The following is a 21,480-nucleotide window of genomic DNA, read 5'->3' as shown; positions in this document are numbered from 1 at the left end:
GCAGTGAACTTTTAGATATGGAAGTAGAGCTGATACTCCAAAGGAGTTGGCTGCAAACGAGCAGCGTCAATCTCTTGCTTCTTCAAATCAATCCATGTTTCAATCAAATCTTCTGTAAATACGTTACCTGCAGTTAAGAAGTCATGATCTTCTTCCAATGCCTTCAAAGCGTCATCGAGAGAAGCTGGAACCGTCTTAATGCCCACCATTTCTTCTGGTGGAAGCTCATACAGATCCTTATCTACTGGAGCAGGTGGCTCAATACGGTTCAAAATACCGTCCAAGCCAGCCATTAACTGAGCAGAGAAAGCCAAGAATGGGTTAGAGCTTGGATCTGGAGCACGGAACTCAATGCGCTTAGCAGCAGGAGACTTACCTGCCAAAGGAATACGAATTGCAGCAGAACGGTTACGTGCAGAATACACGAGGTTTACTGGAGCTTCGTAGCCTGGAACCAAACGCTTGTAAGAGTTGAGGGATGGGTTGGTGAAGGCGAGTACAGCATCAGCATGCTTAATAAGACCGCCAATATACCAGCGAGCAATGTCAGACAGGCCGCCGTAACCGTTCTCATCGTAGAACAGTGGCTTGCCGTCCTTCCACAGCGACTGATGGCAGTGCATACCGGTACCGTTATCGCCTGCAATTGGCTTAGGCATAAAGGTTGCAGCCTTACCCATCTGAGCTGCAGTGTTGTGCACGACATACTTAAACTTCATGAGGTCGTCGCCAGCGTGCATCAAAGTGTTGTAGCGGTAGTTAATTTCCTGCTGACCTGCGCCACCTACTTCGTGGTGAGAACGTTCAAGAACTAAACCAACTTCCTGGAGGTTGTGCACCATTTCATCGCGAAGATCTGCGCTCTGATCCAAGGGTGGAACAGGGAAGTAGCCACGCTTAGCCTGGTTCTTAAAACCAATGTTTGGAGTGCCGTCCAAGTTGGTCTGAGCTCCGGAGTTCCAACCAGCTTCATCGGAATCAACCTCATAGAAGGAGGTGCGCATAGAGTTTTCGAAACGAACCTTATCGAATACGAAGAACTCAGCTTCAGGGGCGAAAGAAGCAGTATCTGCAATACCGGTGGACTTCAAATATGCTTCCGCCTTAGCAGCAACCTGACGAGGATCTCGAGAATAAGCCTCACCCGTAATTGGGTCAACAATAGAGAAGGCTACATTCAAAGTCTTGTGCTTACGGAAAGGATCGATATAGGCAGTGGATACATCAGGAATCAAGTTCATGTCCGACTCGTTAATTGCCTGGAAACCCTGCACTGAGGAACCATCGAATGGCATGCCATCAGTAAATGCACTGTCGAGGAACTCGCTTGCTGGTACATTAAAGTGCTGCTGAACGCCAATCAAATCAGTGAATCGAACAGATACATATTCAATGCCCTCAGAATTGATGAGAGCTTCTACATCTTCCTTTGTAGAAAGAGTCATGAGACTAACCTTCGTTTGTTGGGATCACGTACATTCCCCATTCTAAGAGACAGGGCAGTCTGAAAACGTCTTTTCAGGTTACAAGTTTGTTACGGTTAGTTACGCGGTGGGGCCTGAAGGCGGTTAGCTATGTAGCGTCGTGACGGTACATAGGTTAGCGACTTTACGGAGGTGTGCTGTTTTTCCGTGGAATAAACTCCGTTGTAACGATACTTATGCCACGGAATCGGGGGTGTCTGCCGTACCTCCCAATCGTTACGTAACGTTTGAGCAGTACAGTCCCAAACGCACCTTCAAAGCACCCTGTTTCGCCTGTATCGCTCACTTTGTAAAAGCGCTTTGAGTGTTGCGGCAGTTTCCCGCTCTGTGTGAACGTTCCCAAAAGCAGTAACGCTTAAACCGTGCGTAGTGTTTGGGAGAAACAGCCGCCGAACCCCCTAAAATCAATGCTTGCAGAGCAGTGCCACTCAAACGCTCGGAACGGATTGGGTAGTACGGACGTTAGCACCTCACCTCACCCAACGCATAAAAAATCGCAGAACCGACAACTCACTAAAAGAGGTAAATCGATTCTGCGATCTAAGAGATAGAGCTATACAGCGCTTTAACGTCCGCGCATAGCACGGCGGCTTTGATGCTGCGCTGCGTAAGGATCAATACCAGCAGGAACGCCCATGCCTCCCATACGCTCAAGTGTACGCAAACGACCGTTTAAGTGATCGAGTTCCTCAGTAGTCAGCGGCTTCTTATAGCGCTTACGCATTGCTTTATTGAGTTTGGAAATAGGAGTTTGTCCCTCATCATTACCAGCGTTAATAACAATAATGCGGATTTCAGAACCTTTTGTTACGCGACGAATCTTAGCCTTTTCAGACTCAATAGCTTTAGCTACGCGCTTTGTTGGGCCTTCAGAAACGAGGTATACGCCATACAAGCTGGTTCCGCGCCAAATCATATCTTTTGTGCGAGGATCAACCCAAACTGGCTGTTCAGAGAAAGTAAAAATGCGTTTGCTCAAAGACTGCAAAACAGCACCAGCAGCACCTGGATTACCTTCAATCTTCTTATATCCCACAGTTTCGCTACGTCGAGACAGCACGAAAGTTGCAGCCAAGACACCCAACATAAAGGCGAGAATAACAGTCATAATCCATGTGAACCAGTGCAGTTTGAGGAAGAAAGCAATAACTATAATCGCTACGAATGGAATAGCAAACGCACCAATGAGCCACCACGTAACTTGAGGATCATCCGCGCGCGTAAAATCATAGAGCTGCTTCATCTGACGCAGAGTGCTATTACGCTCTGGCTTCTTCTTTTCTTCTGCCATAACCTATTTTAACCTTGCCTTATCTCGTCCAACAGTGGATAACGATCGTGTAATCTTCGATACATCATACTGTATCGAGTCGAAAACCCTAGTATAAGCTACCTTAACGCACGTTAAGAGGGCGTCCATCTGCTTTCAGTAAACTTTCTCCCAAACTTTCGCTTATAGTAGGATGAGCAAACAGAGCGCGCGCAGCCTGACTGAGAGGAATACGATTTTGTATTATTTCGCGTGCTGCTCCAGCAATTTCTGATGCTTGAGGTCCTGCCATATGCACACCAAGAACAACCCGTTCTGTTTTCTCACTATTAAGAGCTGAAACTATAACCGTTGTTCCATTTGAACCTAACATAGCGACGCGCGGATTAGATAATTGCGGCACAACAGTTTCTTCTACCTGTTCGAAACCAGCGTTTTGCGCTTGGCTTGACGTGTAACCGATAGATACAGCGTCAATCATGCCATACACCACTTGAGGAATAGTCAAAGGATCAACTGGCTGAGTAGGAAGACCAGCAATACTTTCAGACACAACAAGAGCTTGTTCAAAAGCCTCGTGAGCAAGCATATAACCGTCCGTAATATCTCCTACAGCCCACACATTTTCAAGATTTGTGCGACCATATTCATCAGTAATCACGCGGTTTGTAGATGTGAGAGCTATGCCTGCTTGCTTAAACCATGAAGCAGTTGTGCGAGGGGAGCGTCCAATAGCAGCCAAGACGAAATCAGCAGGAATAGTTTTTTCTGTAACCGTATCTTTTTTAGGATCAGCAATAGAGTAGGTCACCTCACCATCGCCTGCACCAGTAAGAGTGCTATGCGATTCAAAACGCACACCATCGCGTTTAAGCGTGCGCATAAGCGTTGAACTAACGTGCGAATCCCACCGTGATAGAGGCGTATCTTTACGAAGAAGAACTGTTACATGAGTTCCGAGAGCATTCCAAAATTGTGCAAACTCCAGAGCAATAGCACCAGCTCCCACAATAACAATATTATTGAGAGGAATATCGAGGTCTAAGGCTTCATCGGATGATAATACAGGAACTTTCTTATCGGCAATAGCCTCAGATACAGCGGCAGAAGTTTCGTGAAAGAAGTCAAAACCTGGCAGCGGCATGGCATATGATCCAGTTGCTAAAACAATATGGTGAGCGCTTAATTCGCGCGTGCTTTCGCCATCAGTAACGCTTACGTTATGTGCGCCGCTCAGCGAGCCTTCACCGTGAATAATATCGATAGATCGCGCTTTCATATGCTGGGTGAGACCTTTTACTACGCCTGCTACAGTTTTATCTTTCGCGGTTTTAAGCGCTGGCATATTAATACTGTTGACGCTAATATCCAATCCCCATGAGCTTGCGCGATGAACGTCATGAAGAGTATGAGCTGCGGTTAGATATGCTTTCGTAGGAATACAGCCGCGATTTAAGCATGTGCCACCCACAACATCGGTTTTTTCAATAACAGCAGTTGATAGTCCCAGCTCACTTGTGCGCAAAGCAGTGGCATAACCGCCCGGGCCAGAACCTATTATCAGAACGTCATAATCATAAGTCATACGCTCAAGTTTAGCGTGTAAAGGTTAGCGGATGTAGGGTACTTGCTAGGAGATGAACTTTATTGGACATTAAAGCGCGGCGTGTGAGGTTCTGGTCACGAGTAAACTATATGTATTCAATCACGCTTCACAAGAGTAGCATTGGATTTCTTGAAACAATGATGTTCCGAGCACATTTCATAGTGAGGGTTATGATGATGAAAGTTTTATCCACACGTCATAGTGTTTTACCTGCGGTGCTCGCTTTACTTGGGTCATGGATATCGTGCGCAGTATGTATCTACGTGGGTAATATGCCTGTTATTCAAGGACATGCGCAATACAAAGCGGGTATGAGATTTCTTCTTGTGGCGCTGTACTTCTTAGGAATTATGCTATCCGCACTTTTTATGAACGTTGCGAAAAGTATAGCGCAAACCAGAAGAACGTATTTTATAGTTCTGCTGTGCATACATTTTATAGCTGTGTTACGTTTAGCGCTGATGGACGGGGGAACAAATATTCCTCTGCTTGAAATAGCAGTATTATTTGTGAGCGCTGTTCTTCTTGCGATTAGCGGAATAATACATATTATTCAGGCTATAAAAGCATGATTATATGATGATTATGAGAGCCATGGGTGCTTCTTGTTTGTGAAGCAAGGAGCACCCATGTATGTTATGTGTGTTTTATTTTCTGCCCTTATGCAAACTTGACCATACTGCTGGTAGCAAAATAATTGCTGGTACAAGACTTAATGTTGGAAGTATCTGCCACGTGTAATGCTGAGAGATAATCCACCCCAACCAGCTTCCTCCTGCAGCTGCAAGAGCAGAAGCTAAACGTGCCCAGCCGCTAAACTTAGTCAGAAGATCATGCTCAATCAAAAGCTGGCGAGATACTATAAGAGGGCGAGCTGTGCAGGAATATCCTAAATCCATCAAAGCCCATCCAATCAGAGCGCTCCAAAAAATCGGAATACTTAAGAATATTAACCCTATAATCATGCTGATGACCCCAGCACATCCAATGATTCTGAGGCTCAACTTTTTCGATGCTCTCAAATACATATATGAACTTGCAATCGTGGCAACACCCGTTACAGCATAAATAACTGTAGTAATATGCGAACCGAGCTTATCCGCATATCCCAGCGTTGTGTACCCTCCGTAGAGGGAAGGAATAAGGCTAAGAAAGAAAGTGCACGAGAGCAAAATAATGCGCATAGATTTGGTGGTATGACGCTGTGATATGCCGTGCTGTGCGTCTGTTTCATTATCGTCGTTATCGTCATTAAGGGAAGCGCTGGTAGCTGATAGTATGCTACCTCGAGAAAGAAAACGAGTTAGCGTACAGGCGAAAGATAAAACAGAAGATATGATCAGAACGAGAGTAATAGAGATAGATGTGAGCGCCGAGCCCAGAACCGTTCCAAACAGTGTTCCACCCACAGACATAATAATGCCTACATAACCGCTATATTCAATAAGCATCTCTTCATTATCGCCAGAAATATCTACTTCAAAAATTTCGCTGGCTACGTCAATTATTTGTCCTGTAACGAGCAGTAAGCATCCTAGGGCGAGTAATGACCATTTCCATCCGAGCCAACTGTGGGGAAGAATAGCCACAATAAGGCAGAGAAGGCCTTCGCAAAATTCAGCAGCAGACAGGGAAGCGAAACTGCCGAATTTATCTACAATCCATGCAGCAGCAGGAGACATAAAATCGCTTATTACACCGAATGTGCGGTTAAAAGCCAACGCCCACGCAGGAAGACCCACAATAATAATGGATGGAACAACAGAACCTTCGAAAATGGAATTACTTATTTCTGAGAATGTGAGACCAAGAAGAGCCCATCTGAGGGCAGTAGATAGTTTGAATAAATTTTTCATGAGTTATATTTTTTACGCGCGAGATTGATGGTAGTGATGTTTTGTAGCGGTGGTTGGTGAAGGCGGCGGTTTTCTGATGACGGTTGATGTTGGTCGTGATGTTTCTGCGGGCGTTGCCGCGAGGGGAGCGATTTTGGTTTAAGCTAAGCAGTATTCCGCAGGCTCTTTATTTTATGGTGCTTGATTTCTTATGAGCATGATTTCCATCTTAGGTTTTTGAAAATAACGATATGAAATCGTAGGGTCACTATGCGAAACTGTGCAATTCCTGCTGATTGAGGGTATCTCAGGTTTGGCAGTTCTCAGAGTTATGACAAGCATATGGTTTTGTTGTTGAATCTGCTTGGATTGAAGTGTCTAAGGTTTTGTTTTCTATGTATAATCACTATTTCCCCATCAACTTCGATGAAACAAAACCCGAGACACTTCACAATCAACGAATAACACTCCACCAACAATTTTGTCGTATAACCAGGATTGTCTCGGTTTAGTTTAGTGATGAGAGTGCTGTACATTGGCGGTATGTACGCTTACATTGATGAATCTCATTCTGACTCTGGTAAGGCTATTGGTGGAGATATTTATTACATTGGTGCTTTGCTTGTTAATGATGAGCAGGTGCGTTTTATTGATCAGAAGCTTTCAGAGTTGAGGGATAGGGTTCATCAACGTTTTGGTGTTCCAGCTGATGTTGAATTTCATGGGCACTGTATGTTCCAATACAAGTATGGTTGGGAACGTATGAAGGGTCTCCATTCTCAGTCTGCGGGAATTTATCGTGCTGCTATGCGTATTCTTGCTGAGTCTGGTGCACAGATTGTTATCCGTTGGTGTGTCGGACAGTTGAGCGGTTCTTTTGATATGCTAAGAGGTCACCATCAGGTGACCTCTTGCTGGACAGCAAGTCATATCCGTGGGATATGACTTGTCGTGTATTAGCGTTGTATCAGATTTATCCACAAGAATGAGGATAACTTTTATTTTTCTCGGTGCGTTGGGCGTGTCGTATTGAAGGGGCTCGGGTTTTTGTTCCGTCGAAGCAGATCAGACTTGGCAAATATTTTCATCAAACGAATATTCGCTCCGTATCCAAAGTAGTCAATCCATTGTCGCCATCCGTGTCATCGCAAAAGCTAAACCTATCGCGACCTGCGCACTTACACAAAAACCCTGACACCCTCTTATTTCTCAGCAAGCGCTCAAAAGGTGGAGAGCGAGTCAGAAATATTAGTGCTGAGCTAAAACGCAAAAGTTAAGGGTGCATATTGCTTAGCAAATTGCTAACAATACGCACCCTGAAAACTTATGTAAAAACTGAGAAAATCGTCAGTTTATTCAGGCCATACACCATGCTTCTTATGACGAGGCTTTGGCAAACGCCATGCGCGAATCTGCAGAGCACGACTCCATGCGTAATAACCAGAGCGCATACCCTTAGCAACAGCGCGCTCGCCAAACTTGGCAATCAGCTTTTTCTTCAAACCGCGCCACATAATAAAGCTATCAATAATAATGGCGAACAAATATACATACATGAGCACCAAAATAATCAAAGACAGCTGTGGCATAAAGTAGGTTGCCGCAACAGAAATAAGGAGCAGGGCAACCACAACAATCATGAAATATTCGCCCAAATTGTAGCGGGCATCCACATAGTCGCGAATATATACGCGCCATGGAAGCTGCTCGCTCTTAGGCATTTTGCGCAAATCTCCCGAACGCATGGCCTCGTACTCAGTATTTTCACGCTCACGGCGACGAGCCTGAGCAGCTTTACGCTGAGCCTTACGGTCTTTTGGCGCAAGCGGAGTTAAACGAGCGTTTTCCGCGTCGCGACGCTTTGGTGTTGGACGACCTTTGCCAGCAGTTTCACTAGAGGTATGCGTCTCAGCATTGGCAGCATTGTCTAGCTGATCGTCGCTATCAGTTTTGTTTTTTTGAGCAAAAGGATTCCATTTCATTCCTTTAGATTATGTAAAAGTATAGACCGCGTTTATGTGAAAGTATCGACCGCGTGCAATAAAGTCGTATGTACATGACCATATACGTTCATGCCTTGTGAGGTTATTCATGCCTTGTGAGGCGTGAAGTGCTGTGCGGCGTACTCGCAGCGGATGTGTGCGTACTACATTGTGTGCATACTACATATATGTGCGGCGTGCTTGGGACTGGCGCATGGCGCATGGCTGAGCTGCTACTTGGCTGCACTTGCTGCCGAACAGCACATGTTGCCAAACTGCGCAGCTGAGAAGATATGAAGGAAGATAATGGCTACTTTATCGCATGAAGAGATTCGAACACGAGTAGAGTCTGATTGGAATCGCATTGTTGATGTGCTCTCACGAAAAATTGCCCTAGGCGCAGTATCTGCTAAAGGCATTACGGCCGACCATATGAAGGCGTCGGCTGAGTTCGTGGCTGAAGAAATGCGCGCTGTGGGTGTAGATGCTCGCGTGGTGCAGTCTACAAATCCAGATGGAACACCAGGAGCGTGGGAAGTTATTGGCTCGCATATTGTTGATGAGAATGCGCCAACCGTGTTGTTGTATGCGCATCACGATGTGCAGCCTGTTCCAGATGAGTCTGCATGGGAAACTCCTGCTTTTGAGGGCACAGAAAAAGACGGTCGCCTTTACGGTCGCGGTGCTGCCGACGATGGCGGCGGCATTGCTATTCATTCGGGAGCTTTGCATGCTTTGGGCGATGATTTGGCTGTGAATATTCGCATCTTTATTGAGGGTGAAGAGGAAATGGGCTCGCCAAGCTTTATTCCTTTCATTGAGAAGCATAAAGCGGAATTCGAATCAGATGTGATTATTGTGGCCGACTCGGGTAACTGGTCAGATGAAATTCCAAGTTTGACCACGTCTTTGCGCGGTAATACTGAAGTAGATGTGACTGTTCGCGTGCTGGGTCATCCTGTGCATTCTGGTCAGTTCGGTGGCCCGATTCTCGACGCGAATACGGTAGCGGCTATGCTTATCGCCTCCATGTACGACGAGAATGGTGACTTGGCTATTCCGGGCGTTGAGTCTCAAGAACCAGTGGGCGGTTTGCAGCGCGATATGGACGAAGCAACCGTTCGCCGCGATGCTGCTGTTGTGGATTCCTACCAGTTTGCGGGAACCGGCTCCTTAGCTGCACGCATGTGGACCAAGCCAAGCGTGAGTGTGATCGGTTTCGACGCTCACCCTGTTGAAGGCTCATTTAACGTTATTGCCGACCACGCTCGTTTTAGGCTCTCCCTGCGTACCGCTCCAAGCCAGAAGCCAGCCGAAGCGCAGAAGGCTTTGGCACGATTCTTGGAAGAGCACGCTCCATTCGGTGCACAAGTAACTGTGGAGCTGGGGGAAAATGGTCAGGGTTGGGCTATGAACCCTGATTCTCAGGCAGTACAAGTTGCTGAAGAAGCGATGGCTACTGCTTTCGCAACTGAGCCAGTCAATAAGGGGGAGGGCGGTTCGATTCCATTCATTCCAGAATTGCAGCGCATCTTCCCACATGCCGAAGTATTGGTAACCGGCCCAGAAGATCCAAAGGCGAATGCACACTCGCCAAACGAGTCGATTTCTTTGTCGGCTTTGAAGAAGAACGTGGTTACAGAAGCTTTGATTTTGCAAGGCTTGGCGCTCAGGTAAAGCGCAAGTAACACCACAGTGCCCCACGCATGGGACGAATATTCCACGAGGATATTCGTCCCATATTGCTATAGTGGCTAATCGACACGGGTGCTGTGCCTATGCATGAAGAGTGGGTACGGCTGAGATATGAATTCGTTCGCCGCAAAAACAATAACATAATGAGAGCGAATTCTGACCGATTGAACGTTTACTAGGTAATGCTAGCAACGGATGTCATCTTAACCCGTGCCTCACGCGCATCACGGGGATGTGCGTATGACGACAGATCATAGGAGGCACTTATGAATTCTTCTTCAACCGTATCTGAAAAGCCAAATCTTAAGTGGCGCGTTGTCGATATTACTGTAGCCAGCGTTATTGCTGTAGCATCTTCGCTTATTTACTGGCTGGCTGCTTTGGCTTATGGTCCAGTATCTGCTTTGGATTCCTTTATCCCTGGTTTGTGGGGTGTTATTAACGGCTTCTGGCTGTTTGCTGGTCCTTTGGCTTTGATTATCGTGCGCAAGCCAGGTGCTGCGATTTACGCAGAAGTTGTTGCTGGTGTTGTCGAAGCTTTGCTGGGTAACCAGTGGGGTGGTACAGCAACCTTCCTCGTTGCTTTGGCTCAGGGTGTAGCTGCAGAAATCGTCTTTACAGCAGTGCTCTACAAGGTATGGAATATTTGGATTACCACTATTTCTGGTGCAGTCTCCGGTGTTGCTTGCTGGGCATATTCCTTCTTTACTAACTTGCAGGCTATCGATTGGAACGGTACCTACGGTTTCGCTAACTTGGTTACCACGATTCTGTCCGGCGCTATCGTAGCTGGTGTGTTCACCTGGTGGCTTTACTTGGGTATTGCTGCAACGGGCGCTCTCGATCACTTCGAGTCCGGCCGCGATGTGCGCAACAAGCAGAAGGCTAACGCATAAGTGGCTTCTCGAGTAGACGTTAACCATTGGTCATATCGTTACCCGTTAAATGAGGGTTGGGCGGTTGATGATTTAAGCCTGAACGTGGCGGCTGGGGAGAAAGTTTTGCTCACTGGCCGCTCCGGATGGGGCAAAAGCACGCTGCTTCAAGGTATTACCGGTATTTTGGGTGATGCCGAAGATGGCGGCGAGATGCGCGGAACGATTACCATAGACGGCGTTCCTGCTCTTAAAGCGCGCGGCCGTGTGGGCATGATTATGCAAGACCCAGAAAGTCAAGTAATTTTTGCTCGTGTTATGGATAACGCCACTTTTGGTGCAGAAAATTTGGGCGTAGACCGATCAGAAATTATTCAACGCTGCGATAGCGCTTTAGCAACGGTTGATTTAGATCCTGCGCACGGTATCGAGCCAGCTCGTTTAGCGCAGCGCCTCTCAGGAGGGCAAACGCAACGTTTATCTGTGGCCAGTATTATGGCGATGCGCCCCGATGTGATTGTATGCGATGAGCCAACAGCTAATCTCGATCCTGATGGAATCGAGCGTGTGGTGTCGTCCATTCTGGATGCTGCTACACAAACTGGTGCCACCCTTATTGTGGTGGATCATAATATAGGGCAGTGGATTCCTCATATGGATAGACACGTTGCTCTGGGAGAGCCGATTGAATTAGAAGAATATGCAGGACAGTATGCTCCGGCTACAGAAGAGGGTACGTCGGCTGCGTTAATAGCCGACAATTTATGTTTTGGCTATGAGGGTGAGCAGATTTCTTACCCGTTTAGCCATACATTTAATAGTGGAACAATCACGGCTCTTACTGGCGTAAACGGAGCGGGTAAAACGACACTGTCGCTTACTTTAGCGGGTTTGCGGCCAGAGCTGAGCGGTGCGGTTCGTGCAAGCGACACGGTTCGTGGAACTGCTCAAAGTGCTGAACCTTCGAAATGGAATACCAAAGAACTGGCTCAGCGCATTCAATACGTTTTCCAAAATCCGGAGCATCAGTTTGTTACGAGTTCCGTGCGTGACGAAATGATAAGCGCTTTGCGCATCTCGCACAGCGAGGCGAGCGCGGACGAGCTGGCTCAGATGGCGAAGGAGCGTTTGGATTATTATGATTTGCTCGAGCAGGTCGATCATAATCCATATTCGCTTTCAGGCGGGCAGAAGCGCCGCTTAACCGTTGCGTGCGCGATTGAAGTAAAACCTCAGATTATGATTGTGGACGAACCAACATATGGTCAAGATCCTCAAACATGGTTAGCATTGGTGCGTATGTTCGCTCAGTTACGCGATAACGGAACCTGCATTATTACTGTGACGCATGACCGTGCGTTTATTGATGCGCTTGGTGCTGTAGAAGTAGTGATTGAAGCGAATCCTGATTCCTACGAGAATAAGCAGCTACGTAACGAAAGTCAGTCTGCTATAGTGGCAAGCCTTAACCCAGTAACGCGTTTATTTGCTGGACTTTTTGTTGGTCTTCCACTGATTTTCTCGCTGGATATTGTTTCGTCAAGCACTGCTCTTGTTCTATCTTTAATAGCTATTTTTGCTCTCGGTTTTACTCCTCGTACGGTATTAAGGTATACGTGGCCAATCCTTATTGGAGCTGCAGGGGCCTTCATTTCTGTGGCTATTTATAATAAGGATCATAACGTGATGTTGGCTGCCGCCACAGCAATCCGTGTGCTTGCTATGGGAGTTCCGGCTGTAACCCTAGTCATGCGCATGGATCCAACAGATTTAGCTGATGCTTTTGTGCAAAAGCTGAAAATGTCTGACCGTTTTGTGTATGCGGCGCTCGCAGGTTTCCGCTTACTTCCTTTACTGCAAGAGGATATGGAGTCCATACATCAAGCACGCCGTATTCGAGGAATACAATCGCAATCGAAGATTCAAAAATATAAGAATGATGCGTTGAATATTCTTATTTTGGCTATTCGACGCTCCACGATGCTCGCCATAGTTATGCAAGCACGCGCATTTGGAGCACCATATAAACGAACAAATGTGCGCATATCACGCATGCATACGCGCGATGTTATAGCTTTTGTTATCAGCATTCTTATTCCTGTGATAGGACTGATTGCTGCGTATTACACAGGAATGCTTAATCTTTTTGGCAAATTTGTGTAAGAAAGAAAACATAAGCACAAACTCATATATTCCTTCCTAAATTAACTGGCAATTGTGCTCTACCGTGTGCTCATTACACAGCGGCGGTAGGGCGCAATTGTATCCGCTGAAGTTCGGTCGATATGTAGCGGAGCTTCGGACTTAGCGGGGTTTTAGGTTGCAGGTGTGTGACTAGCGGCTGTTCCTCACAATCAGGCTTCATACTGCGTTAAATTCGGAGAGCTATGCTCTCACATATACTGGCTTAACCGATTCATACACCTGTTATGCCAGTTTTGATGCGCAAAAATGGCTTCAAAACTGGCATATCGGTTGCGCGTATCGACTTTACGCATAACGAGGGCTGTTCACTCATGACGACAAAAGGAAAATAAACCAAAGCACATTCACATGGCAACGATGTCTCGACACATGACAGCCGGAGGAATCAACTGGAACCTACTGGGCAACATCTTCTGCTTAACCCTGCTAAGTTCGAAGAGCCTATTTAGCGAGGTTGAGTTCAGGTTTACGGCGTAGGTGCGCGTGCAACGCTGACAATGTGGACGCTATAACCAGAAAACGTTCGCGCTCCCCTCAATCTAACTCATATCAGTACTGCATCATAGACAACCTTAACAACCTCGAAACTCACATAGAAGCTGCTATCCGCCACGCGAAATCAGTCAAACCGCTACAATACTTCATAGAATACATGCATACTTTTGTGACCTCACTTGTACCTGAGAAGAAAGCAGATATAGTCATGCCATTGCATCGCGATATTATGGACAACCTTCAAGCTCAACGAGTGCGTCTTGTATCAGATTTAATAAACCGTAAAGCGCGCAAAAGGAGCGGATTATTTCTCGTTGAAGGTCCTCAAGCAGTGCGTGAAGCTGTGCGTTATGCTGCCGACAGTGTGCGCGATATCTATGTGCGCAATGATTACGCTACATCCGAGGTTTTGCGTGCGGTCGTGCGCGAATCAATAGATAAAAACCTGTATGTTCATCAGGCAACAGACAAAGTAATGCATGCCATCAGCTCTGATTGCCAAGGCATTGCGGCAGTTGTACACATGGAAGCAGTTGTGCGTTCTGCAGACGAGTTTCAAACAGATGCTGGCAGTCTAAGCGCTGCTTGTTGGCAGTTACGCGATCCGGGTAATGCGGGAACTATTATTCGCGCAGCCGATGCTAGTGGATGTCAAGCAGTAGTTTTAGTGGGCGATTGCGTTGATATTACTAATCCGAAAGTTGTGCGCTCTACAGCAGGCTCTCTCTTCCACATCCCCGTGTTCTATGCACGCGAGGAAGAGTTTTTCGAGGTTATGCGCGCACGGTCAGCCTGCATAACAGCAGCGGAAATTTACGGAACAGACAGCACTCCTGTTGTTCCTCTTCAGCAGGCTTTAACTTACACAGATAAGCGTCAAGCGAACGTTATACTTTTCGGAAACGAGGCGCGTGGTTTACCTGCAGATATCGTTAATCAGTGCGATCGTGCAGCCATTATTCCATTATATGGAAAAGCGGAATCTCTTAATGTGGCTATGAGTGCGTCCATTATGCTGTATTCTTTCGCCATGCATATGCGCGATACTCCTACTGAGTAAACGTGCGCGCAGTAAAAAATCACGAAGAATAATTCCTAGACACAAGACAATACACAGGCTGTGGAAAGTCTAAGCCAAAAGGAAAAATGGCATACAGACTGTTCTAAGGGAAGGTATAAGCAAGTGGCTGATAATATTCAGTTCGATGCTGCAGCAGTGCAAGCTGCTGTTCAAGAAGGCATTGGCAAGCTCAACAGTGCTGCAACTCTCGATGAGTTACATGCAATTCGAAGCGAATATGCGGGCAATAACTCTGCAATGGCTCAAGCTAGCAAAGCAATTGGTTCTTTGGCCGCAGATCAGAAGAAGGAAGCCGGCAAAGTTGTGGGCAAACTTCGCGCTGATTTTGGGCGTGCATATGCTCAGCGTGAGACTGCGCTAAAAGAAGAGGCTGAGCGTATTGCATTAGCGGCAGAAACTGTGGATATGACTCAGCCAGTGCGCCGCAATCCTTTAGGAGCGCGTCATCCTTTGCCAAAGTTGCTTGAAGATGTGGAAGACTTCTTTGTATCGATGGGCTGGCAAATTGCTGAAGGTCCAGAAGTTGAAACTGAATGGCATGATTTCGATGCCTTGAACTTTGGTCCAGATCATCCTGCTCGTCAGATGCAAGATACCTTCTATATTAAGGGTAATCAGGCGAAAGATTCCGCTGGTTTTGTGGGGTCTAACATGGTTATGCGTACCCATACTTCGCCGGTTCAGGCGCGTTCTTTGCTCTCGCGCGGTGTGCCACTGTATATTGCGTGCCCAGGTCGCGTGTTCCGCACCGATGAATTGGATGCTACACATACCCCTGTTTTCCATCAGTGTGAAGCTTTAGCTGTAGATAAAGGCTTGACGATGGCAGATTTGAAGGGCGTTTTAGATAAGCTTGCTGTGGCTATGTTTGGTCCTGAAGCAAAGACTCGCTTGCGTCCAAGTTACTTCCCATTTACTGAGCCAAGCGCAGAAATGGATTTATGGTTCCCAGATAAGAAGGGCGGTCCTGGTTGGATTGAGTGGGGCGGTTGCGGCATGGTGAATCCGAATGTGCTGCGCTCTGCGGGAATTGATCCTGATGTGTATTCCGGTTTTGCTTTTGGCGTGGGTATGGAACGTACTTTGCTGCTGCGTCACGATATTAACGATATGCACGATCTCGTTGAGGGAGATGTGCGTTTCAGCCAGCAGTTTGCGATGGGAGAGTAAAAGATGCCACTTATTGATATGAACTGGCTGCGCGACCATGTAGACGTGCCAGCTGAAGAAACTTATGAGCAGCTTGCGGCTGATTTGGTGAAGGTAGGCTTGGAAGAGGAAGAGATTCATACCTCTCAGGTAACCGGACCTATTGTTGTGGGTTATGTTGTTGACTTGACTCCTGAACCGCAGAAGAATGGCAAGGTTATTAACTGGTGCCATATTGACGTGGGAGAACACAATGTGCTTGACGAGGAGGGTAATAAGGTTCCTCGCGGTATTGTGTGTGGAGCGCCTAATATTGCGGCTGGTCAGAAGGTGGTTGTGACGCTGCCGGGGGCTGTGTTGCCTGGCGATTTTAAGATTGAGCCTCGCAAGACCTATGGGCATATTTCTGACGGTATGTGCGCATCTGAGCGCGAGTTGGGATTGGGTTCGGATCACAATGGCATTATTGTGCTCAATGATTATGGTTTAAGTGATGAGCAGGTTGAGGCTCTCCAGCCTGGCGACGATGCGCTGGGATTGCTTGGCTTAAATGAAGCAACTTTGGAAATTAATATTACGCCAGATCGCGGTTATGCCTTCTCCTACCGCGGTGTTGCACGTGAATTCCACCATTCTACTGGTGCTCAATTTAACGATGTTGTAGCATCATACCTTGAGCGTGCCGAACAGCTTCATGCAAGCGAACATGGCGATGTTGAGGTTATTATTGACGACACCAATCCTATTCACGGTGTTCCAGGCTGTGACCGTTTTTATGCACGTACTCTTACGGGTATTAATCGCGAAGGTCGTTCTACTCATCAGATGCGTCAGCGTTTACTGCGCTCGGGTATGCGTCCTATTTCAGCTGCAGTGGATGTTACGAACTACGTGATGCTTGATGTAGGCCAGCCATTGCATGCATACGATCTCGATAAGATTGTTCAGCCAATCGTGGTGCGTCGCGCTGTAGATGGCGAAAAGCTTGTTACTTTGGATGGTAAAGGGCATGACTTGGTCAGCGAAGATTTGCTGATTACCGATTCTCCAAACGGAGAGCGTGGTTCTCGTGTGCTCGGTATTGCGGGCGTTATGGGTGGTTTGTACGGTGAAGTTACCGAAGAAACCACCAATGTGCTGATTGAAGCAGCACACTTTGACCCTATTTCTATTGCACGCTCTGCTCGCCGCCATAAGATTCCTTCGGAAGCAAGCCGTCGTTTTGAGCGCGGAGTAGATACTCAGCTTCAAGCTGCTGCTGCCTTCGAAGCAATCGAATTGCTTATGGGTGTCTGCGGCGGTGTTGCCAGCGAGAATCCAACAGATGTGAATAACACTGAACAGCCCCGCACTATTGAATTCCACACATCCGAGGTGGCACGTTTAACCGGTTTAACCACCACAGATGAACAGATTGCACAGATTCTTAGCGATATTGGTAGCATCGTAAGTACTGTGTCTGAAGGCGTTTTGTCTGTTACTGTTCCAAGCTGGCGTCCAGATCTTACTGAAGCCTGCGATTTAGTAGAAGAAGTAGCTCGTTTGGTGGGTTATGACCAGATTGCTGTAACTGTTCCAGCAGTTCCTGCTACATCTATGACTGGCTTAACAGACTCACAGTTACGTCGTCGCCAAGTAGCAGATACATTAGCTGAATATGGTTTAACAGAAACTATCAGTTATCCGTTTGTGGGCGACGAGGATTATAAGGACTTCGCATACGATGCTGATGCCATCAAGCCAATCAGTGTAGAACTTGCTAATCCATTAGCAGGAGACCGTCCATATTTGCGCCGCGACATCTTGTTGACCCTTATGCGTACCGTTCAACGCAATATTCGCCGTGGTAATCCACAGGCAAGCTCCTACGAAGTAGGTCATGTTTTCGAATGGGATCCACAAGCTCCAGCAATTCCTGCATTACCTGGCGGGGTTCGTCCAAGCGATGAGCAGTTGGCAGCTTTGGATGCAGGTTTGCCATATCAGCCATTGCATGTTGCTGCTATTCTCACTGGTGATGTGCAAGAAACAGGCTGGATGGGCGAGAAGCGCACGGCTGACTGGACAGATGTAGTAGAAGCCGTGACCCGTATTTCCGAGCGTTTAGCTGCGAACTTTACGTTAGACCAGCTGCACGGTGATGATGTTCCAGCAACATGGCATCCTGGTCGTTTCGCACAGGTGAAGGTAGGGGAGCGTGTAGTAGGAATTGTGGGCGAATTCCATCCTCGTATTAACGAGTCCTTGGGATTGCCAGCTCATACTGCTGCATTTGAGCTCGATTTGGATGCTGTATTTGATGAGGTCACCTACGAGCCTGTACAAGCACGACCAGTGTCGAGCTATCCTCCGGTGCATCAGGACTTCGCTTTTGTGGTTCCACAAGCTATGACTTCTGCACAGTTAAGCGATATTATTCGTACAGCTGCAGGAGATTTGCTTGAGTCCATTACTTTGTTCGATGTCTTTACTGATGACAGCTTGGGTGAGGCGAAGAAATCTTTGGCATACGCTGTAACATTGCGTGCTGCTGACCGTACACTGACAGCAGAAGATACTGATGCTGTGCGTGCTGCTATTATTGACGCTACTGCAGCAGCAAGAGCTGTGCTGCGCGCGTAATAAAGCTACGTACTGGCACGGAAATACATAAGGAACCAACTGAAGGAAAAAGGTATTGTTCATGACAGACGATCTGAACACGCTTGATGATTCCAAGCACACTGACGATACAGACGCAGAGCAGACAGGTCCTGCTTACGGTCGTTTGGCATCCGAATTTCCTGGTTGGGATCCTTATGTGTACGGCAAGCCTGAACCAAGCCAGGGGCCTAAAGCTCAGGCGAAGTCGAAGCGCATTATGGTGGTTAGTCCTTTTGGCGCTCCGAGTGACACTTCTACTCAGGGTAATAATCAAGCACATGGACAGCAGTCTCACTCTGGACAGTCAGCTAATACGGATTATACGTCTCATAATGTGAATACGCCTCAGTTCTATGATCGCGATGGGAATCCTGTTGCATCATCTTTTGAGCGTTTTGAATTCGATCCAGATGATCCGAAGAAGAACCCGGCTTATGGTCGTTGGGATTTCTATGCGATTATTGCTTTTATTGGTTCTTTCTTTACGCAGACCACTCTTTTGGCTCTCTTTTTGGCAATTATGTCGTTAAACCGAACCAAGATATTGCATATGAAAGGCCGTACGCTGGCTATTATTGCTATTATTCTATGTGTTCTGCAGATAATATTATTCGCTTATATTGTGGCTACAGGAATGACTGAATTAGAATTCCTCAATATGGTGACAGCATGGATTCGTGCGCATATAGGTGCATAAAATATGTATGAATATACAAACCGATGTTCTCGATGAGCATCGGTTTTTGTATGTTGACAATACAGTGCATGAAGCCTTGAAAATATACGACACGCGCATGTTGTGAATAGGCATCATTCGTCGAGTAAATGTTGCATAATTATACAAATATATGAATAAGTAGGTGTGATTATGCAAGATCTTCATCTTGATTATCCACTCACTGTTGCTGTAGCTGGTGCCACAGGATACGCGGGTGGTGAAGCGTTGCGAATACTGGCAGCGCATCCAAATTTCGAAGTCACGTGTGTGGCTGGTCACTCGTCTGCTGGCAAGCGACTGGGAGAATTTACTCCTCATATACCTCAGCTCTCTTCGCTGACTATTGAAGACACAACACCAGAAGTATTAAGCGGTCATGATGTTGTTATTTTAGCTTTGCCTCATGGAGCATCTGGTGCTTTAGCAGCTCAGCTTGAAGATGTGCGCATTGTTATTGATTTAGGAGCTGATCATCGTTTGGAATCAGCTGAAGCATGGCAAGACTTTTATGGTGACGGTTACTGTGCGCCATGGACGTATGCTCTTCCAGAACTGATTACAGGAGGAGACGAAAACTTTGGTTTTTCGTATCAGCGTTCTCATTTGTCTAGTGCTCATCGACTTGCCGGACCTGGTTGCAATGTTACGGCAGTAACTTTGGCTTTTCAACCAGCTCTTGCTGCGGGTTTGGTTAACTCGCAGATCTCGGCACATGCAGTCGTGGGATATTCTGGTGCGGGCCGTAAAACAGGACGAGTGAATTTGCTTGCTTCTGAGGCTTTAGGCAATGCCACTGCCTATTCAGTTGCAGGAAGCCACCGCCATATTCCAGAAATTCAACAAAATTTTGCTCATGCTCAGGGATTAGATGGGCAAAACTATAGTGCGATTCAACAGTATAAGCTTGGCTTTACTCCTGTTCTTGCGCCCATGTCTCGCGGAATTATGGCTACGGTAAGCGCTGCTTTGAGTAACGAAGCTCTTGAGATGAGCGATGAAGAAATCCGTTCTGTTTATGAAAAGGCGTATGGCAATGAGTTCTTTATTGAATTACTACCTCCAACAGTATTGCCGGCTACTGCAGATGTTATCGGTTCAAATGCTGCGCACATTCAAGTAGCTGTAGACCGTCGTGCTGGGTTATTGTATGGCTTCAGTGCGATTGATAATTTGAATCGTGGTACAGCTGGACAAGCTATTCAATCGTTGAATATTGCACTGGGATTGCCGGAAGATGCTGGCTTAACCAAGATTGGAGTTGCACCATGAGTGTAGTTTTTGCTCAAGGTTTTTCTGCTGCCGGAGTACGAGGAGGAATTTCCTCAGTTGAAGGTAAAAAAGACGTGGCTGTTGTGGTGAATAACGGTCCACTCAATGTGGCTGCTGGTGTTTTTACTACTAACCGTTTCGCAGCAGCTCCCGTGCAGTATTCACGCAATATCATCGCATCGGGTCATGCTCGCGCCATGGTAATTAATTCTGGTGGAGCTAATGCGTGCACTGGTGAAGCTGGATATGCTCAAGTAGAGCAAACAGCTGACTATGCAGCTTCTTTATTGGGATGCGCATCTGACGATGTGCTTATTGCATCTACGGGATTAATTGGTGAGCTTTTGCCTTTAGATGCTGTATTCCACGGAGTAGAAAAGGCCGTAAATGCGCTTGATAGCTCCGAGGAAGCTGGTGCATATGCAGCTGAAGCCATTATGACCACTGATACGAGGCCTAAAACCGTATGTATAGAGGGAGCAGGCTACCGTGTGGGTGGTATGGTTAAAGGCTCCGGAATGATTGCGCCTCAGCTTGCCACCATGATTAGCGTTATTACCACAGATGCTGTAGTGTCTTCTGAATTAGCTCAGTCTGCTCTGCGTGAGGCAACATCGCGAAGCTTTGACTGTATTGATGTAGATGGTTGTATGTCTACTAACGATACGGTGATTGTGTTGGCATCGGGAGCTAGCGGCGTTGAGCCGGGCGCAGAAGAATTTACTGCTATAGTCTGTGATGCGTGTGCTCAGCTTGCTCGCCAGATTATTGGCGATGGCGAGGGAGCTAGCCACGATATTCGTATTGAAGTTCGTGGTGCAGGAAGCTATGCGGCTGCGCTTGCATGCGCACGTGCGGTGTCTTCATCTAATCTTCTTAAATGCGCTATTTATGGAAATGATCCTAATTGGGGGCGTGTTGTCTCATCCTTAGGAACAGTTCCTGTAGATATTGCTGCTTTCGACCCGCAGAAGGTAACTGTAGATATTAACGGTGTGCGTGTATGCGATGGGGGTAAACCAGGAGAGCCTCGCGAACGAGTGTCTATGGAGGAGAGGGAAGTGCATATTGATATCAATTTGCATACCGGATCTTCAGCTCAGGCAGTGGTATGGACCGACGACCTTACTTTCGACTATGTGCATATTAATGCAGACTATGAATCGTAGGAAT

At 46.9% G+C, this 21,480-nt stretch carries 16 protein-coding genes; 11 read left to right on the top strand and 5 right to left on the bottom strand.

Annotated features, from left to right (window positions below; genetic code table 11):
• Positions 1-11: 11 nt before the first annotated feature.
• From glnA to G464_RS0101985, 3 genes are all read right to left on the bottom strand, one after another.
• Positions 12-1,445 (bottom strand): type I glutamate--ammonia ligase, encoded by a 1,434-nt coding sequence (glnA, locus tag G464_RS0101995; protein ID WP_021618001.1) that lies wholly within the window; start codon positions 1,443-1,445, stop codon positions 12-14.
• Between the two features lie 604 nt (positions 1,446-2,049).
• Positions 2,050-2,775: a DUF4191 domain-containing protein gene (locus G464_RS0101990; RefSeq protein ID WP_022856529.1), complete on the bottom strand. Its 726-nt coding sequence runs from the start codon at positions 2,773-2,775 to the stop codon at positions 2,050-2,052.
• A gap of 103 nt (positions 2,776-2,878) precedes the next feature.
• Entirely contained in the window at positions 2,879-4,339 is a 1,461-nt protein-coding gene (locus G464_RS0101985; protein ID WP_022856528.1) for a dihydrolipoyl dehydrogenase family protein, read from the bottom strand.
• Positions 4,340-4,632: 293 nt separating this feature from the next.
• Here G464_RS0101985 and G464_RS10025 point away from each other — a divergent pair, with 293 nt between their 5' ends.
• Complete coding sequence (locus tag G464_RS10025) at positions 4,633-4,932, top strand: hypothetical protein (RefSeq protein WP_152671128.1); 300 nt, start codon at positions 4,633-4,635, stop codon at positions 4,930-4,932.
• A gap of 75 nt (positions 4,933-5,007) precedes the next feature.
• On the opposite strand, the gene G464_RS08525 is transcribed toward G464_RS10025, so the two are convergent.
• Positions 5,008-6,216, bottom strand: a complete 1,209-nt coding sequence (locus tag G464_RS08525; protein WP_022856526.1) for an MFS transporter — start codon at positions 6,214-6,216, stop codon at positions 5,008-5,010.
• Positions 6,217-6,738: 522 nt separating this feature from the next.
• On the opposite strand from G464_RS08525, the gene G464_RS0101970 reads away from it, so the two are divergent.
• The gene (locus G464_RS0101970) at positions 6,739-7,140 is read left to right on the top strand and encodes a hypothetical protein (RefSeq protein WP_155237042.1); all 402 of its coding nucleotides are present in this window, start codon (positions 6,739-6,741) and stop codon (positions 7,138-7,140) included.
• A 407-nt stretch (positions 7,141-7,547) separates the two neighbouring features.
• Here the strand turns inward: G464_RS0101970 and G464_RS0101965 are convergent, their stop codons facing one another.
• Positions 7,548-8,177, bottom strand: a complete 630-nt coding sequence (locus G464_RS0101965) for a DUF3043 domain-containing protein (RefSeq protein WP_022856524.1) — start codon at positions 8,175-8,177, stop codon at positions 7,548-7,550.
• Positions 8,178-8,483: 306 nt separating this feature from the next.
• Here G464_RS0101965 and G464_RS0101960 point away from each other — a divergent pair, with 306 nt between their 5' ends.
• The 9 genes from G464_RS0101960 (at position 8,484) to argJ (ending at position 21,476) form a co-directional block, all read left to right on the top strand.
• Positions 8,484-9,854 carry a dipeptidase gene (locus tag G464_RS0101960; protein WP_022856523.1) on the top strand — a complete coding sequence of 457 codons (1,371 nt, stop codon included), beginning with the start codon at positions 8,484-8,486 and terminating at the stop codon, positions 9,852-9,854.
• Between the two features lie 284 nt (positions 9,855-10,138).
• A complete protein-coding gene (locus tag G464_RS0101955) occupies positions 10,139-10,768 on the top strand; it encodes an ECF transporter S component (RefSeq protein WP_021618011.1) in 630 nt (209 codons plus the stop codon).
• The gene (locus G464_RS0101950; protein ID WP_022856522.1) at positions 10,769-12,910 is read left to right on the top strand and encodes an ATP-binding cassette domain-containing protein; all 2,142 of its coding nucleotides are present in this window, start codon (positions 10,769-10,771) and stop codon (positions 12,908-12,910) included.
• 745 nt (positions 12,911-13,655) lie between these two features.
• Positions 13,656-14,507: a TrmH family RNA methyltransferase gene (locus G464_RS0101945; protein WP_022856521.1), complete on the top strand. Its 852-nt coding sequence runs from the start codon at positions 13,656-13,658 to the stop codon at positions 14,505-14,507.
• A gap of 135 nt (positions 14,508-14,642) precedes the next feature.
• Positions 14,643-15,698 carry a phenylalanine--tRNA ligase subunit alpha gene (gene pheS / locus G464_RS0101940; RefSeq protein ID WP_420834440.1) on the top strand — a complete coding sequence of 352 codons (1,056 nt, stop codon included), beginning with the start codon at positions 14,643-14,645 and terminating at the stop codon, positions 15,696-15,698.
• A 3-nt stretch (positions 15,699-15,701) separates the two neighbouring features.
• Positions 15,702-18,299, top strand: a complete 2,598-nt coding sequence (gene pheT, locus G464_RS0101935) for a phenylalanine--tRNA ligase subunit beta (RefSeq protein WP_022856519.1) — start codon at positions 15,702-15,704, stop codon at positions 18,297-18,299.
• Between the two features lie 61 nt (positions 18,300-18,360).
• Positions 18,361-19,017 (top strand): DUF4190 domain-containing protein, encoded by a 657-nt coding sequence (locus G464_RS0101930; protein ID WP_022856518.1) that lies wholly within the window; start codon positions 18,361-18,363, stop codon positions 19,015-19,017.
• 171 nt (positions 19,018-19,188) lie between these two features.
• Positions 19,189-20,307, top strand: a complete 1,119-nt coding sequence (gene argC, locus G464_RS0101925; protein WP_022856517.1) for an N-acetyl-gamma-glutamyl-phosphate reductase — start codon at positions 19,189-19,191, stop codon at positions 20,305-20,307.
• Positions 20,304-21,476, top strand: coding sequence for a bifunctional glutamate N-acetyltransferase/amino-acid acetyltransferase ArgJ (gene argJ / locus G464_RS0101920; protein ID WP_022856516.1), 1,173 nt, complete (start codon positions 20,304-20,306; stop codon positions 21,474-21,476). The genes argC and argJ overlap by 4 nt, the downstream gene beginning before the upstream one ends.
• The last annotated feature ends 4 nt before the right edge of the window (positions 21,477-21,480 follow it).

The sequence above is a fragment of the Alloscardovia omnicolens DSM 21503 genome (assembly GCF_000420505.1).
Classification (GTDB): domain Bacteria; phylum Actinomycetota; class Actinomycetes; order Actinomycetales; family Bifidobacteriaceae; genus Alloscardovia; species Alloscardovia omnicolens.
Note: the sequence above shows the minus strand (reverse complement) of the source record. Positions and strands in the feature narration are given on the sequence as shown.

Bases quoted from the DNA above. Each gene is read 5' to 3' on its own strand.
- glnA (WP_021618001.1), bottom strand. From the start codon at position 1,445: ATGACTCTTTCTACAAAGGAAGATGTAGAAGCTCTCATCAATTCTGAG.
- G464_RS0101990 (WP_022856529.1), bottom strand. From the start codon at position 2,775: ATGGCAGAAGAAAAGAAGAAGCCAGAGCGTAATAGCACTCTGCGTCAG.
- G464_RS0101985 (WP_022856528.1), bottom strand. From the start codon at position 4,339: ATGACTTATGATTATGACGTTCTGATAATAGGTTCTGGCCCGGGCGGT.
- G464_RS10025 (WP_152671128.1), top strand. From the start codon at position 4,633: ATGCCTGTTATTCAAGGACATGCGCAATACAAAGCGGGTATGAGATTT.
- G464_RS08525 (WP_022856526.1), bottom strand. From the start codon at position 6,216: ATGAAAAATTTATTCAAACTATCTACTGCCCTCAGATGGGCTCTTCTT.
- G464_RS0101970 (WP_155237042.1), top strand. From the start codon at position 6,739: ATGTACGCTTACATTGATGAATCTCATTCTGACTCTGGTAAGGCTATT.
- G464_RS0101965 (WP_022856524.1), bottom strand. From the start codon at position 8,177: ATGAAATGGAATCCTTTTGCTCAAAAAAACAAAACTGATAGCGACGAT.
- G464_RS0101960 (WP_022856523.1), top strand. From the start codon at position 8,484: ATGGCTACTTTATCGCATGAAGAGATTCGAACACGAGTAGAGTCTGAT.
- G464_RS0101955 (WP_021618011.1), top strand. From the start codon at position 10,139: ATGAATTCTTCTTCAACCGTATCTGAAAAGCCAAATCTTAAGTGGCGC.
- G464_RS0101945 (WP_022856521.1), top strand. From the start codon at position 13,656: ATGCCATTGCATCGCGATATTATGGACAACCTTCAAGCTCAACGAGTG.
- pheT (WP_022856519.1), top strand. From the start codon at position 15,702: ATGCCACTTATTGATATGAACTGGCTGCGCGACCATGTAGACGTGCCA.
- G464_RS0101930 (WP_022856518.1), top strand. From the start codon at position 18,361: ATGACAGACGATCTGAACACGCTTGATGATTCCAAGCACACTGACGAT.
- argC (WP_022856517.1), top strand. From the start codon at position 19,189: ATGCAAGATCTTCATCTTGATTATCCACTCACTGTTGCTGTAGCTGGT.
- argJ (WP_022856516.1), top strand. From the start codon at position 20,304: ATGAGTGTAGTTTTTGCTCAAGGTTTTTCTGCTGCCGGAGTACGAGGA.